The following is a 14,810-nucleotide window of genomic DNA, read 5'->3' as shown; positions in this document are numbered from 1 at the left end:
GAGCCACGCCCGTTGGTGGGGCGCGCAGATTCCAATTCTAGATGTCGACCCTACGCCCGGACGCTTATATGGCAGGAGTCACGGAAATTCACCAAGATTGCGGAATATTGCGGGCACACGTGGTGTTGGCGACAATGTGTCGACTCCGGATCAGATAACTGCCAGCTCTTCCTCTTCAAACCAGCCCACGACGACGACTGCCGGGGGCGGCGGCAAACCCGCCCGCGGTGCCGGCAAGCCCGTGCGGAGCGAGTCGACAGCGGGAATCCTCTTCGGAATCGGTGCCTACGGCCTGTGGGGGCTCCTCCCCCTCTACTTCTATGTCCTGATGCCGGCCAGCGCCGTGGAAATTGTGGCAAACCGGGTTGTCTGGTCCTTGATCTTCTGTGCACTGCTCATCACGATTACCCGGGCTTGGCGGGTGTTCGGCGCAGCCGTGAAGGACCGTTCAGTTTTCGGGCCCTTGGCCTTGGCAGCCGGCCTTATTGCCATCAACTGGCTCACCTACACTTTCGGGGTCACCACCGGCCATGCCGTTGAGACTTCACTGGGCTACTTCATCAATCCCCTGGTTTCTGTCCTCCTGGGCGTTTTTGTCCTGAAGGAAAAGCTGCGCCCCTTGCAGTGGGCAGCGGTGGGCATCGGCTTCGTCGCCGTGGGGGTCCTGACGTTCTCTTACGGTCAGCTTCCTTGGATTGCCCTGATCCTGGCTTTCAGTTTCGGTTTGTACGGTTTCGTGAAGAAGCGTGTTGGCCCCAAGGTTGACGCCCTCACGAGCCTGAGCGTTGAGACCGTTGTACTGGCTCCGTTCGCCGCGATCACCATGGTGGTCCTGGGCGCCACTGGAGTTGCCACTCTGACCACCCAGGGTGCGGGGCACCTCTGGTTGCTGGTGGCTTCGGGCGTCATCACGGCCGTGCCTTTGCTCTTCTTTGGAGCTTCAGCCCGGCGTCTGCCGATGACCACCATAGGCCTGCTGCAGTATTTCGCGCCGGTTCTTCAGTTCGTGGTCGCCCTGACCGTGTTCAACGAGACCATGACCACTGCCCGCTGGATCGGCTTCTGCGTGGTGTGGTTGGCCTTGGTGCTGCTCACCATCGACATGCTGCGGACTACGCGGAAGAACTCCGTGCTGAAGAAGCAGGCCCGGCTGGCTGCTGCCGGGTAGTACTGCAACGCAGGGTCACTTATGGCCCCTTCGACGGCGATTAAGGGGCCATAAGTGACCCCGCGTTGCTTTAGTCGAGTACGTGTTGTGCAGTTCTGTTCATTTCTGTTGAGAGGGCAGGGAACCGGACATAAGGTTGCGGAAACTTTTCCCAACCACGTCCACCCATCCCGCCCTGGCCACCCGACGCCCCCGCCACCATTGCAGCTCGCCCGGTTCGCGCAGCTCGCGCTGGGTGCGAAGGGTGGGCGGGGAACCCGGGGCAACAGTTTTGAACGGAGCAGTTTTGAACTTCAATGGACCAGCAGTGAGTCGCAGGACCCTCTTCCGCACCGCCGCGGCAGCCGCCGTCGCGGGCGCCCTGCTTTCCCAGGCCGGGCCCTCGTTTGCCGCCCCCGGACTTCAGGAATTGATTGATCGACGGCGGATGGTGCTGACCGGGGGCCGCAGCGCCGCAGACATTCCCGAGCTCGCCGCGCAGTTGGAAGGAATGGGCCAGACCGCCGCGAAGTGGTGGGAGTCCATGGACAAATCAGCCAACCGGACCTCGCTGTGGAGCGACATACCGCTGACCGGCATTGGGCAGTCGGCCGATGCCACGGGCAACATGGGCCTGCATTTCAACCGCCTCTATGACATGGCACTTGGATACGCCGTTCCGGGGAACCCTTATGCGGGCAGCCCGGAGCTGGCCGCTGACATTGTTGCGGGCTTGCAGCTCCTGAGTGACACCGCCTACAAGCCATCCGTGAAGGCAGCCGGCAACTGGTGGTTCTGGGAGATCGGCGTGCCCCGGAAGACCGTGGACATCCTGACGCTCCTCTACGCTGAAGTTCCAGAAGCTCTCCGCACGTCATTGTTGGCTGCCGTCCGTTGGTTCGCGCCCAACCCGAATTGGCGCGGACGTGCCACATCCTTGGCAGAGACCGGCGCCAACCGCGTGGACAAATCGCTGGCCTGCTGCATGCGGGGCATCCTGGACAACAAGGATAGTGAAATAGCGCTGGGCAGGGATGCCTTGAGCGACACCGTCCGTGGCGGGGTCAACAGCGTCTTCACGTACGTAACCAGCGGCGACGGCTTCTATGCTGACGGCTCCTACGTCCAGCACTCCTACCTGCCCTACGCGGGAACCTACGGAGTGGTGGCCCTGGCCGGAATCGCTGAGATCATCGCCATGTTGGGCGGCAGTACCTGGGCAGTCAACGACCCCAAGCAGTCCGTGCTCCTCAACGCCGTGGAGGATACCTATGCCCCGTTCGTGTGGGACGGACGGATCATGGACACCATCCGCGGCCGTGCTGTCTCCAGGCAGCGCGAGCCCGACTACGTCAGCGGCTTTGGGCTCATCTCAGCAGTCCTGCTGCTGGCCCCGGGCTGCGAGGAACCCTACAAGTCGCGGTTCCTGGCTTTGGCCAAGGGCTGGCTGGAACGCTGCGCGGACCAGAAACTCGTGGGGCATCCAACCCAGAGCCTGGCAAAGTCCCTGTTGTCCATGGGCGTCCTGTCCGACGCTGCCGTAACTGCGGCACCGGCGCCCGTCTACAGCCGTATGTTCGCTGACCAGGACAGGCTGGTCCATCACCGCCCCCAGTGGGGCTGCACTGTGAACCTTTCCTCCAAGCGCATAGGCCGCTTCGAATGGGGCAACAGCGAGAACAACCTCGGCTGGTATCAGGGCGATGGGATGACCTTCCTCTACACACGGCAGGATCCGTCCCAGTTCAGCGCAGACTTCTGGCCGACTGTGGATCCGTACTCACTTCCCGGAACCACCGTCAATGACCAGGCGAGGGTCAGCGGAGCCGGGGGTGCGGGCACCGGAATTCCCCGCGCTTTCCAAGCATTTGCCGGCGGGCTGACCGTGGATGGCCGCTGGGGCGTCGTCGGCATGGACCACCTCAACCACAACAAGACCCTGTCCGGCCGGAAATCGTGGTTCTTCCTGGACGACGCAGTGGTCTGCCTCGGTGCGGGTATTACCGGTACCGGGGGTTCGGCCGTGCAGACCACGGTGGAAAACAGGTCCTTCGCGGCCGGTGCCGTTCCTGCGCTGCGCACCGATTCCCGGAACAGGACCATGGCGGCCGGAGACGCCGCCCTGGCTGTGAAGCGGTCCGTGCATGTGGAAGGCCATGGCGGCTACGTGTTCCTGGAAGCGCAAGGGGTTTCCGGCAACACTGAAGTAGCCGTGATCCGTCGGACGGGCTCGTGGTTCGATATCAATTCAGGGGCGGACACCGGCGGCACCAAAGATCCCGTGACCCGGGACTACGTGACCATCACGCATCGTCATGGCAAAGATCCCGTGGGATCCGGCTACGCCTACATGGTCCTTCCCGCTGCCAGCCACTCTGACACTTTCTCCCAGTCCGCGAATCCCGGGGTGAAAGTCCTGGCCAACTCCGCGGAGGTCCAAATGGTGGAGGTAGCCAAGGATCAACTGGTCATGGCCAACTTCTTCACAGCAGGTTCCGGTGGCGGGTACTCGGTTTCGGGGCCATGCACCGTGGCGGCACAGCTGACCGGGGACAAGCTCGGGCTCTCCGTGGCCGATCCGTCCCGGACCCAGTCCTCTGTGCAGATCACCGTGGATGGGGCGTGGAGTAAGCTGGCGGATTCCGATGCCGGAGTGACTTTGGTCAGCACCACTCCGCTCGTCATCGAGGTCCAGTTGGACGGACACGGTCACCAGAAGAACCTGACGCTGGGCACCTAGGCGCGATCCGCCGTCGTGCGTCCTGCGGTTGGTTCGCCGAGTTCGCGGGAACACTGCGAGGACCGCCGGAAACTTCCAGCGAACTCGACGGTCTCCCGCGAACACGGCGGCGAGAGTTAAACAAAGGAGGGCCGGGTTCACGAATGAACCCGGCCCTCCTTGTGTGCGAAGCGGTGAAGCTTACGCGTGCGCCTTGATGGCTGCTGCGAGGACCTCGAGGCCGTCGATCAGCAGTTCGTCGCTGATGACCAGCGGCGGGAGCAGGCGGATGACGTTCCCGTAGGTGCCACAGGTCAGGATGATGACGCCTTCCTTGAGGCAGGCGGCGGCAACGGCCTTGGTGAGCTCGGCGTTCGGCTCCTTGGAACCGGGCTGGACCAGCTCGATTGCCAGCATGGCGCCACGGCCGCGGATGTCGCCAACTACGGAAACTTCCCCGGCCAGTTCGCGGAGCTTGCCCAGTGCGAGCTCTTCGATGTGGCGGGCACGGCCGTTGAGGTCGTGCTGCTCCATGGTGTCGATCGCTGCAAGTGCTGCGGCGCAGGCAACCGGGTTGCCACCGTAGGTGCCGCCGAGGCCGCCGGGGTGAACGGCGTCGAGCAGGTCTGCACGGCCGGTGATGGCCGACAGCGGGAGGCCGCCGGCGATGCCCTTGGCCATGGTGATGATGTCCGGGACAACACCTTCGTGGTCAACGGCGAACCATTCGCCGGTGCGGCAGAAACCGGACTGGACCTCGTCTGCGATGAAGACGATGCCCTTTTCCTTGGCCCACTCGGACAGCGCCGGGAGGAAGCCTTCGGCCGGGACGATGAAGCCACCTTCACCCTGGATGGGTTCGATGATGATGGCGGCAACCTGGTCGCCACCGATCTGCTTCTCGATCATGGTGATGGCACGCTTGGCGGCCTCGGCACCGGTGATCTCCGGGTTTTCTTCACGGAACGGGTAGCTCATGGGCATGCGGTAGACCTCGGGCGCGAACGGGCCGAAGTTGGTCTTGTACGGCATGGCCTTGGCAGTCAGCGCCATGGTCAGGTTGGTGCGGCCGTGGTAGGCGTGGTCAAAAGCTACGACGGCGTCGCGGCCGGTGGCCAGGCGGGCAACCTTGACGGCGTTCTCCACGGCTTCAGCGCCGGAGTTGAACAGCACGGTGCGCTTGGCGTGGTCGCCGGGGGTGAGGCGGTTGAGCTGCTCGGCAACTGCAACGTAGCCCTCGTACGGGGTGACCATGAAGCAGGTGTGCGTGAAGTGCGCGGCAGCTTCCTGGACGGCAGCGACGACGGCGGGGTCGGACGCGCCGACGCTGGTCACGGCGATTCCGGAACCGAGGTCGATGAAGGAGTTGCCGTCGACGTCCCGGATGATGCCGCCGTCGGCGTCTTCAACGTAGACGGGGACGCCGGAGGCGACGCCGGCAGCAACGACGGCGGAGCGACGCTCGGCAAGTGCCTGCGACTTGGGGCCGGGGAAGGCGCCGTTGATGTTGCGCTTCTGCTCGATGCGGTACGAGAGTTCGTTCGCGGTGGTGGTCATGGGGTGGTTGCCTTTCTGGGAAATTCGTACGGGTGGGGCGGACACGCTACGCAACTGCGTTATGCATCTAGTGCAGACATCACGTGCTTGATGCGCGTGTAGTCCTCCACGCCGTACATGGAGAGGTCCTTGCCGTAGCCGGACTGCTTGAAGCCGCCGTGGGGCATCTCTGCCGTCAGGAGGATGTGGGTGTTGATCCAGACCGCACCGAAGTCCAGGTCACGGCTCATGCGCATTGCCGTTCCGTGGTCGGTGGTCCAGACGCTGGACGCCAGGGCGTATTCGACGTCGTTGGCGAGCTCGAGCGCTTCTGCTTCGGTGCTGAACTTCTGGACGGTGATGACCGGGCCGAAGGTTTCCTTCTGCACGATGTCATCGGTCTGCTTCGCACCGGAGATGATGGTGGGCTCGAAGAAGAAGCCCTTCTCCCCTGCGCGGTGTCCACCGGTTTCGATCTTGCAGTTGGCCGGAAGGTGCTCCACTACCGAGGTGACGGCGTTGAAGTGGTTCACGTTGTTGAGCGGGCCGAAGTAGTTCTCTTCGTCGTTCTGCGAACCGGTGTGCAGGGTCTTGGTGTGTTCCACCATGGCTGCCACGACGTCGTCGTGAACGGAGTCCTCCACCAACACGCGGGTGATGGCGGTGCAGTCCTGGCCGGCGTTGAAGAATGCGAACTCGGCGATGGCCGCGGCGCTCTTCTTGATGTCGGCGTCCTTGAAGACGATGGCCGGAGCCTTGCCGCCAAGTTCCAGGTGCGCGCGCTTGAGGCCCTTGGCTGCGCCGCTTGCCACGGCGATGCCGGCGCGGACGGAACCGGTGATGGAAACCAGGCCGGGAACCTTGTGGTCCACCATCATGGCGCCGGTCTCACCGGTGCCAAGGACCACGTTGAGGACACCGGCCGGGAAGATCTCGCCAGCCAGGCGCGCCAGCACCAGGGTGGATTCCGGGGTGGTGTCCGAGGGCTTCAGGACGATGGTGTTGCCCGCAGCCAGGGCGGGGCCGATCTTCCAGATGGCCATGAGGAACGGGTAGTTCCACGGGGCAACCTGGGCTACGACGCCGATCGGTTCGCGGCGTACGTAGGAGGTGTGGCCCTCGAAGTATTCGCCTGCGGACTTGCCTTCCATGATGCGTGCGGCACCGGCAAAGAAGCGGAGCTGGTCTGCGCCTGCGGCAACCTCTTCGGAGGCAATCAGGGAGCGAACCTGTCCGGTGTTGCGGTGCTGGGCGTCAACGAGCTCGTCGCTGTTGGCTTCCACGGCGTCGGCGAGCTTGAGCAGCATGAGCTGGCGCTGTCCGGGGGTGGCGTGCTTCCACGTCTTGAAGGCCTCAGCTGCTGCGGTCATTGCAGCATCGACGTCGGCCTGCACCGAAATGGGCGACTTGGCAACGATTTCCCCATTGGTGGGGTTCACGATGTCCAGAAGACCCGTACCTGCCGGCGTAACGAATTCGCCGTTGATGAAGTTCTGCAAGGTTTGAACCACGGTGTGCAACCTCTTTCGGTGTCTGGGCATGGGTTTTAGCTGATCAGAGCCTATGCCAGGGAGGGGGTCCAAGGAATAGTCAGCTGCACACAGAGGAGGCCCCGGCTTAGTGCGCTTGACCAGCGCCGGGTTAGGCTTTTAAGCATGGCAATGTCCCTCGCTTCGCTCGTCGCTGTCCCCTCCCTGAAACTCCGCCAGGCCGGCCTGGCCGAAACCACCTGGAACCAGGACATCAGCTGGGTTGCCGTCACGGAATTGGAGGATCCCCAGCGCTTCCTCAGCGGTGGGGAACTGGTCCTCACCACCGGCCTGCGCCTCAAGAGCGCCGCGGACCAGAGGCGCTTTGTCCGTCAGGTCCAGCGGGCCGGCGCAGTGGGCATCGGCTTCGGCATCGGCCTTACCCATGAGGCAGTTCCGGAGGCACTGATTGCAGAAGCAAACCGCTGGGGCCTTCCGCTGGTGCAGGTGCCCTACGAGATCCCCTTCATTGCCATCGGAAAACTGGTGGCGGAGTCGCACTCGGCGGACCACTACTCCAACCTTGAGCGCCTCTTGGCCGGACATCAGATCCTGGCCCGCTCGCTGCTCACCGGCGGTGGCCTGAACGAACTCCTCAAGCAACTGGGCAGCATGCTCCGCACGGACGTTGTGCTCACCCAGTTCAGCGCGCAGTTGTACAACAGTGTTGCGGGAAAACCGGCGCCGACGGCGGATGGCTGGGCGTCCTACCCGATTCCCACCGGCCGCAGGGACGCCTGCACGCTCTGGTTGAGGCAGCCGTTTGTGGACTCGGGAATCGTCAGTTATGCGCAGAACCTCATCAGCGTGGAACTGAACAACATGGTCAAGCAGCGCCAGTCCCAGCGGGCCATGGCCGGCCAGGTGCTGGACGACGTCATCCACGGCACCCTGGAGACCATTGAGGCGGCCCGGCGTTTGGCCGGCGTTGGCATCAACAGCACCCGGAAGAACGTGGTGCTGGTTGCCGAGTCCACGGCCCACCACAAACAACTGGTCAGCATCTCACTGCCGCAGGCGCTGGAAGCGGGCGTCAGCGCCGTCGTCGGGAAGGACCTGGTCACGGTCATCAGCGACGACGGTACCTCGGCTACCGCTCTGGCCAAGAGCCTCAGCGATCATTTGCAGGAAGCCGGTATCCACGCCGTCATTGGGATCGGCGGCGCCTACACGAAGCCGAACGGTTTGCGCTGGAGCTACTTTGAAGCGCGCGACGCCGTGGCGCACGGCTTGCCGGTCAACGAGCCGGAGCGCCTGAGCCTGACCTCGCTGTTGCTCGCCAGTGAGGACGTTCCCCTGGCAGACATGGCCAGCGAATCCCTTACGCCTTTGCGGAAGTTCGACGCCGCCCACGGTGCCGAACTGGTGGCCACCCTGGAGAGCTACCTGAACCACAACGGCTCGGTGGCAGCCGTGGCTGAAGCCCTCACCTTGCACCGCAACACGGTCCGTTACCGTTTGGCCCAGATCACTGAACTGACGGGCTACGACCCCTCGCAGACGCAGGACCGCGTGCAGCTTTGGCTGGCTTTGGCTGTCCAGCGCCTCGGTTCCCGCAACCCCCGCTGAGCGTCCCTCAACTTCCGCAGCGTCCCCATAGGTTCCAACGGAAAGCTTCGAGTTCCAGCGGAGAGCTTCGCCACAAAACTGTGGACATTAGACGTCAAACGTCTAACCTTTAGATATGGCAGCGACGACTCCCCTTACCCCCAGCACCGGAAACATCCCTACCGTTGGCCCTGCCCAGGCCCTGTCTGCGCAGGCGGTCCCCAAAACGCGCGTGGTCGCCGTCGTCGGCATTATTGCCGTGGTCCTTATCGGTTTGAATCTTCGCGCAGGCATCACCAGCGCCGCAGCACTGTTCCACGAACTGCAGCAGGTCCTTGGCTACGGTGCTTTGGTGGCGTCCATCCTGCCGTCCATTCCGCTCCTGTGCTTTGCGGTTGCAGGTTTGGGAACGTCCTGGCTGACCCGCCGCGTAGGCGTAGAGAAAGCCATCGCCATCGCCTTGACATTGCTGGCCGGTGGTTTGTTGGTGCGTGGGGTTCCGGTGACCGGCGCACTGCTTGGCGGCACGGTCCTGGCAATGTCCGGCCTGGCAGTGTGCAACGTGGCCATGCCGTCCTTCATCCGCGAACACTACTCCGAGCGCACCTCCATGATGACGGGCCTTTACACCTTCACCATGTCCGGCGGCGCCACCTTTGCCGCGGTCGTCAGTGTTCCGTTGGCGCAGGAACTCGGCTCGCCCTCCATGGGCTTGGCGGCTTGGGGCCTGCTGGGTGTCGCAGCCCTCCTCGGTTTCCTGCCCGTAGTCCTGCACACCCACCGGAACGCCACCAGGATCGATCGGCCCAGGGTCTCCATGTGGCCGCTGCTGCGTACCCGCCTGGGCATCCTCATCACCGCGATCTTCACCTTCCAGGCTTTCCTGGCATATGCCGTGATGAGCTGGTTTGCCTACATTCTGACCTCGCAGGGTCTCAGCGCTTCCGAAAGTGGTCTCCAGTTCGGCGTGATGCAGCTGGTCTCCGTCGCTGCCGGCATGATCCTGCTCGCCTTCGGTTCCCGCCCCGGCATGCTCCGCCCCGCGCTGTATCTGGCCAGCAGCTCAACCTTGCTGGCCATCGCCGCAATGGTCTGGCTGCCGACGTCGTTGGCGGTTGTTCCCGCCGTCTTGTTCGGCTTCGGCTTGGGCATCTTCCCGCTGGTTCTGGTGATCATCAGCCGCAGTGGACGCTCGACGGCGGAAACCACCGCTCTCTCCACCATCGCCCAATCGCTGGGATACTTGATTGCGGCAATCGGCCCGTTTGGCATGGGCCTGCTCCACAGCGCCACCGGCGGCTGGGTGCTGCCCCTGAGCCTGTTGTCGGTCGTGGCCGTGGCGCTCATGGTTACCTGCCACTTGCTCACCAGCAAGCGCACTGCCACCAAGACCGGACCGAGGACAGCATGACCCTGACCCCTTCGCATCGCCCGGCCCTTGCCGAGGAGATCACCGCCAAGCTGCGGGACATGATCAAGTCCGGCGAGTGGCCGCTCCAGGAGCGGATCCCCGCGGAACCTGAGCTGATGTCCACCTTGGGTGTTTCCCGGGGTACCTTGCGCGAGGCAATCAAGGCACTGGCCCATTCGGGCATGCTGGAAGTACGTCGCGGCGATGGCACCTATGTCCGGGCAAACAGCGAGATGTCCGGCGCGGCGCAGCGCATGTACCTGGAGCACACGCAGGAACATATCGTTGAGGTCCGGCTTGGCTTGGACACCCAGGCGGCCCGCCTCGCCACCAAACACGCCACCGCCGAGGACCTGGCCGAGATGCGCCGCCTCCTTGCGCTCCGCCACGACGCCTGGCAGGCCGAGGACTACCCCACGTGGGCCAGCGCCGACTGGGAATTCCACGAGCGGGTCGCACTGGCATCGGGCAATCCCCTGCTGCATCAGCTGTACGTTTCGTTCGGCGGGGTGTTCCACAACGACCTCCTCCGCCAGCAGCGCAAGGACGGCTTCAACGGTATTCCACGCGAGGGCCATGACGAACTGGTTGACGCCCTTGAAGCCCATGATCCGGAGGCCGCAATCCAGAGCGTGTACCGGAACCTGGACTACTGCTCGGATAAGGCGCCGCGGTAGCTTTTTCTGTTTACGGCACTGTTTCAACACCGGCACCGGCGGCGTCCTTGAACCTGGCATTGATCAGGACAACCTCCCGCCCGGCCCGGTCCAGGAGACTTGCGGCGACACTCGCCCGGTATCCCGTGGCGCAGTGCACCCAGGTCCTGTGATCCGGCAGTTCGGTGATCCTCCCGAGGAGCTCGTAGACGGGCACGTTCAGCGCACCCTTGATATGGGAAGTGGTGAACTCGTCCGGACGCCGGACGTCCAGCACCAAGTCCTCCGGCTTCCGCTCGCTTGCAAAGAGGTTCCAGTCTCCGTCCGGGGATGGTCGGCGGCCAACAAAACGGCTTCAGGCCCGACGGCGGCATCCGGGCTGTCGATGCCGATCCTCGCCAAGTCACGGATCGCCTTTTCAACCTCACTGAGCGGGCCCAGCAATGTGAGGGGTTGGTTCCAGGGGATCACCCAACCCAGGTAGCTGGTGAAGTTGTCACCGCGGCCATATTCGAAGCCCACGCTGCCTTGAAGGTGGCCGTCCGCAAATGCCACCCTGTGGCGGAGGTCCACCACCCACTCCCCTGCCCTCAACCGCCGGCTCAGTTCCTCAGGATCAACTGAATCAGGCACGTCCAGGTTCGCCGGCCCCACCCCTGCAGCGTTGAGCGGGCTCATGTGGGCGTAATAGGCAGGATAGGCGGTGATGTTCGCCAACAATTCCGAGACGAAGTGGTGCTCGCTGGAATCGGTCAAGGCATGGTTGGACTCTGCCTGCTCAGCAATTGTCGAAAATTCCTGATGGCTCGCGGGCCCGATCGAACAGAACGATCCGAAGCCATGGGTTGGGTACAGCGCAGCCTCCGGACGGGAAGCATCCACCAGGCGCCGCACGGACGAATACTGGTCATGGGCCAGCTTGGCGGTGTCATGCGGTGAGACCAGGTCCGTCCGCCCGACCGAACCGTAGAGCAAGCTGCCGCCGGAAAACACAGCCTCCAACCCGTCGTCGTGCGTGTCATCCCGCACCACATAAGAGAGGTGCGTGTGGGTGTGGCCCGGCGTCGCAACGACCGAAACCGCGAGCCTGCCGACGCGCAGGATCTGGCCGTCGGTGACGGGAACCCTCACAAACGAAACCTCATCCGCCGCGTTCACCAGGTACGCGGCGCCGTGCTTCTCCGCCAGGACCAAACCGCCGGTGACGTAGTCATTGTGCAGGTGCGTTTCGGCCACATGCGTGATCCGGACGCCGGCTTCACGGGCAGCCTTTTCAACCCGGTCAATGTCCCGTTGAGGGTCAATCACCAAGGCCACGGAGCCGTCGTGCACCAAATAGCTGCGGTCCCCCAACTGGGGAGTTTCGATGACCACGACGTCCATGCTTCAGGGTACAGCCGGGCGCAATGAAGGGGACTAAAAACAGAAACGGGGCCACTCCCAAGGAGTGACCCCGCCCGCAAACGGAAAACTAGACCTGTGCCGCTACGCCATCGCGGGAGATGTTGACCATGTCCTCGCGCGGCACCACCTTGATGCGCTCACGCTTGACCTCAACACCGTGGGACGTGCCCGCCTCGGTGGCTGCTGCGCCGAGGGCGAGTTCGTGGGCGTCCAGGGCCAGCCAGCCTTCCCAGCTTGTGAACTTCACGCCGCGGGAATCGAGAAGAGCCACGACGGCGTCTGCCGCGGGAACCTCGGCGACCGGCAGGTTTTCGCGGTCCTCCAACAAGTACGTGACGGTTTCGAGGGCATCGCCCTTGGTGTGGCCGATGAGGCCAACCGGACCGCGCTTGATCCAGCCCGTTGCGTAGAGGCCCGGAACGTGCTGGCCGTCGGCGTCAAGGACGCGGCCGCCGTCGTTGGTGACGACGCCCTTCTTGTGGTCGAACTCAACATCCGGCAGGGCCGAACCGAAGTAGCCGATGGAGCGGTACACAGCCTGGACCGGGTAGTCGATGAACTCGCCGGTGCCGCGGGCGTTGCCTGTGCCATCCAGCTCGGTGCGCTCGAACTTGATGCCGGCAACCTTGCCCGGGGTTTCCGGGGAGTCCACGATTTCCACCGGGCTGTGCAGGAAGTGCAGGTGCAGGCGGCGGGAAGCGGTGAGCTCGGAGAGGTCCTCGGGCTGCTCGGCGATCCAGTTGGTCAGCGTGCCAACCATGGTTTTGGTCTGGTTGTTTGTCTGGACCTGGCGATCAGACTCTTCGTCGAATTCGAAGTCCTCGGCGTAGAGGATGATGTCTACGTCCTTGGAGTGCGAGAGTTCACGCAGTTCCAGCGGAGTGAACTTCACCTGTGCAGGGCCGCGGCGTCCGAAGACGTGCACGTCGGTGACCGGGGAGTTCTTCAGGCCTGCGTAAACGTTGTCCGGGATTTCGGTGACCAGCAGGTCATCGGCGTGCTTGGAGAGGACGCGGGCGACGTCCAGGGCGACGTTGCCGTTACCCAGGACGGCGATTTCCTTGGCGTCCAGCGGCCATTCGCGGGCAACGTCCGGGTGTCCGTCGTACCAGGAGACGAAGTCTGCTCCGCCGAAGGAACCCTCGAGTTCGATGCCCGGGATGTTCAGGTCGGCGTCCTTGATGGCGCCCGTGGCGAAGATGACGGCGTCGTAGTGCTTGCGGAGGTCCTCGATGGAGATGTCCGTGCCGTAGTCCACGTTGCCGAAGAAACGGATGTCGCCACGGTCCAGGACCTTGTGCAGGGCGTTGACGATGCCCTTGATGCGGGGGTGGTCCGGAGCAACGCCGTAGCGGATCAGGCCGTAAGGTGCCGGGTAGCGGTCGAAGAGGTCGATGCTGACGGTGAGTTCGCCGCTCTTGACGGCCTCACTCTTGGTCAGGATGTCCGCTGCGTAAACGCCGGCCGGGCCGGAGCCGATGACGGCGACGCGGAGCGGACGGTCCGCAGAACCTACGGGGGTGCTAATTGACACGGCTGTGTTCCTTCTTCTTCTCAGTTACTGCGGACGCGGGGACGGTTGGGGGTAATAGTGCTGTAGTCAGCGGTCTTGAAGTGCTGCGGTGCAAAGGGGCTGACACGGACAACATCGCCGATCACGATGACCGCCGGGTTGGCCACGCCGACGGCTTCCGCCTGGTCCGCGATGGTCCCCAGAGTGCCGATGGTGACGCGCTGGTCCGGCAAATACCCGTTCTCTACGATACCTACTGGTGTGTCCAAAGGCAGACCCGAGCCTGCCAGTTCAGCCGCGGAATCACGCAATTGGGCCACTCCCATGAGCAACACCACAGTGTGATCCGGGCGTGCGGGGACCTCGGAGAGCTCTTCGTGGCCGGTCACCACGCTGAAGCCCTTGGCCAGGCCGCGATGCGTCACCGGGATTCCTGCGGCAGCGGGAACGGAAATTGCCGACGTCACCCCGGAGACCACTTCAACCTCGACGCCGTTCTGCCGGCAGAATTCTGCTTCCTCGCCACCGCGTCCCAGGACGTAGGGGTCGCCGCCTTTGAGGCGGACCACCCGGTTGCCCTGGAGGGCTTCCTCTACGAGAATCCTGTTGATCTCAAGCTGGGGCACGGGGTGGTGCCCGGGGGTCTTGCCGACCTCGATCACGCGGACGTCGGGCGCCAGTTCCTTGAGCAGCTCCCGTGGGCCAAGACGGTCGGCAACCACGACGTCGGCCTGGCCCAGCAGGCGACGGCCGCGGACGGTGATGAGCCCCGAGTCGCCGGGCCCGCCGCCCACCAAAGAAACCGAGCCGACGGAGCCGGGCGTTCCCGGCTTTCGGTGCCGGCGCAGCGGAAGGTCCCCGGTTTCGAGGGCCGTGGCAACTGCGTTCCGAAGGGCCATGGCACGGCGTGGGTCTCCCCCGGCGTTGATGGCGATCTTGACGTCGTCCACCACGGCAACCGCGGGTGTCCACGCGGCCGATGCTTCATGGTCCGAGGCGTTGACGCACCAGATACGCTGCGCCTCGGCGTCGGCTGCGACCTGGGTGTCCACGGCGGGAGTGCCAGTAGCAGTCTGAACGAACCAGACGCCGTCGACGTCGGTTTGGCGGTACTCGCGCTGCTCCCAGGTAAGGAGGCCGGAAGCGGCGAGCCCGCGAAGTGTTTCGGTGGCAACGGGAGCGACCACGGTGACTTTCGCACCGGCGTCGAGCAGTCCTTTGGCGCGGCGCGACGCAACGGGGCCGCCGCCGACCACCAGCACGGGGCGGCCGAGCAGCCGCAGCGCGGTGGGGTAAATGTCCTGTATTGCCATGAAAAAACTGTAGGGCGGCCCCGTAACATGCTTC

General features: G+C 64.0%; 9 protein-coding genes and 1 pseudogene. 5 read left to right on the top strand and 5 right to left on the bottom strand.

Features of this window, described 5'->3' with window-relative positions:
• Positions 1–97 precede the first annotated feature (97 nt).
• Positions 98–1,168: an EamA family transporter RarD gene (gene rarD, locus AC6JA3_RS05900; RefSeq protein WP_026546366.1), complete on the top strand. Its 1,071-nt coding sequence runs from the start codon at positions 98–100 to the stop codon at positions 1,166–1,168.
• Positions 1,169–1,475: 307 nt separating this feature from the next.
• Positions 1,476–3,887 carry a polysaccharide lyase 8 family protein gene (locus AC6JA3_RS05895; protein WP_497919994.1) on the top strand — a complete coding sequence of 804 codons (2,412 nt, stop codon included), beginning with the start codon at positions 1,476–1,478 and terminating at the stop codon, positions 3,885–3,887.
• 180 nt (positions 3,888–4,067) lie between these two features.
• Here AC6JA3_RS05895 and gabT read toward each other — a convergent pair whose 3' ends face one another.
• Together gabT and AC6JA3_RS05885 are read right to left on the bottom strand one after the other, a co-directional pair.
• A complete protein-coding gene (gene gabT, locus AC6JA3_RS05890; RefSeq protein WP_026539700.1) occupies positions 4,068–5,423 on the bottom strand; it encodes a 4-aminobutyrate--2-oxoglutarate transaminase in 1,356 nt (451 codons plus the stop codon).
• A gap of 59 nt (positions 5,424–5,482) precedes the next feature.
• The gene (locus AC6JA3_RS05885) at positions 5,483–6,913 is read right to left on the bottom strand and encodes an aminobutyraldehyde dehydrogenase (protein WP_026539699.1); all 1,431 of its coding nucleotides are present in this window, start codon (positions 6,911–6,913) and stop codon (positions 5,483–5,485) included.
• A 144-nt stretch (positions 6,914–7,057) separates the two neighbouring features.
• Between AC6JA3_RS05885 and AC6JA3_RS05880 the strand changes: the two genes are divergently transcribed.
• From AC6JA3_RS05880 to AC6JA3_RS05870, 3 genes are all read left to right on the top strand, one after another.
• Entirely contained in the window at positions 7,058–8,500 is a 1,443-nt protein-coding gene (locus AC6JA3_RS05880) for a PucR family transcriptional regulator (RefSeq protein ID WP_026539698.1), read from the top strand.
• Between the two features lie 115 nt (positions 8,501–8,615).
• Complete coding sequence (locus tag AC6JA3_RS05875; protein ID WP_026546369.1) at positions 8,616–9,890, top strand: MFS transporter; 1,275 nt, start codon at positions 8,616–8,618, stop codon at positions 9,888–9,890.
• Positions 9,887–10,567: a FadR/GntR family transcriptional regulator gene (locus tag AC6JA3_RS05870; RefSeq protein WP_026539696.1), complete on the top strand. Its 681-nt coding sequence runs from the start codon at positions 9,887–9,889 to the stop codon at positions 10,565–10,567. The genes AC6JA3_RS05875 and AC6JA3_RS05870 overlap by 4 nt, the downstream gene beginning before the upstream one ends.
• A 10-nt stretch (positions 10,568–10,577) precedes the next feature.
• Here the strand turns inward: AC6JA3_RS05870 and AC6JA3_RS05865 are convergent.
• From AC6JA3_RS05865 to cobA, 3 genes and pseudogenes are all read right to left on the bottom strand, one after another.
• Positions 10,578–11,929, bottom strand: a pseudogene (locus tag AC6JA3_RS05865) (rhodanese-like domain-containing protein).
• Positions 11,930–12,017: 88 nt separating this feature from the next.
• Positions 12,018–13,484, bottom strand: a complete 1,467-nt coding sequence (locus AC6JA3_RS05860) for an FAD-dependent oxidoreductase (protein WP_497919993.1) — start codon at positions 13,482–13,484, stop codon at positions 12,018–12,020.
• Positions 13,485–13,504: 20 nt separating this feature from the next.
• Positions 13,505–14,776 carry a uroporphyrinogen-III C-methyltransferase gene (cobA, locus tag AC6JA3_RS05855; RefSeq protein ID WP_497919992.1) on the bottom strand — a complete coding sequence of 424 codons (1,272 nt, stop codon included), beginning with the start codon at positions 14,774–14,776 and terminating at the stop codon, positions 13,505–13,507.
• Positions 14,777–14,810 lie beyond the last annotated feature (34 nt).

Source organism: Arthrobacter sp. TmtSoilC79 (genome assembly GCF_059739405.1).
Note: the sequence above shows the minus strand (reverse complement) of the source record. Positions and strands in the feature narration are given on the sequence as shown.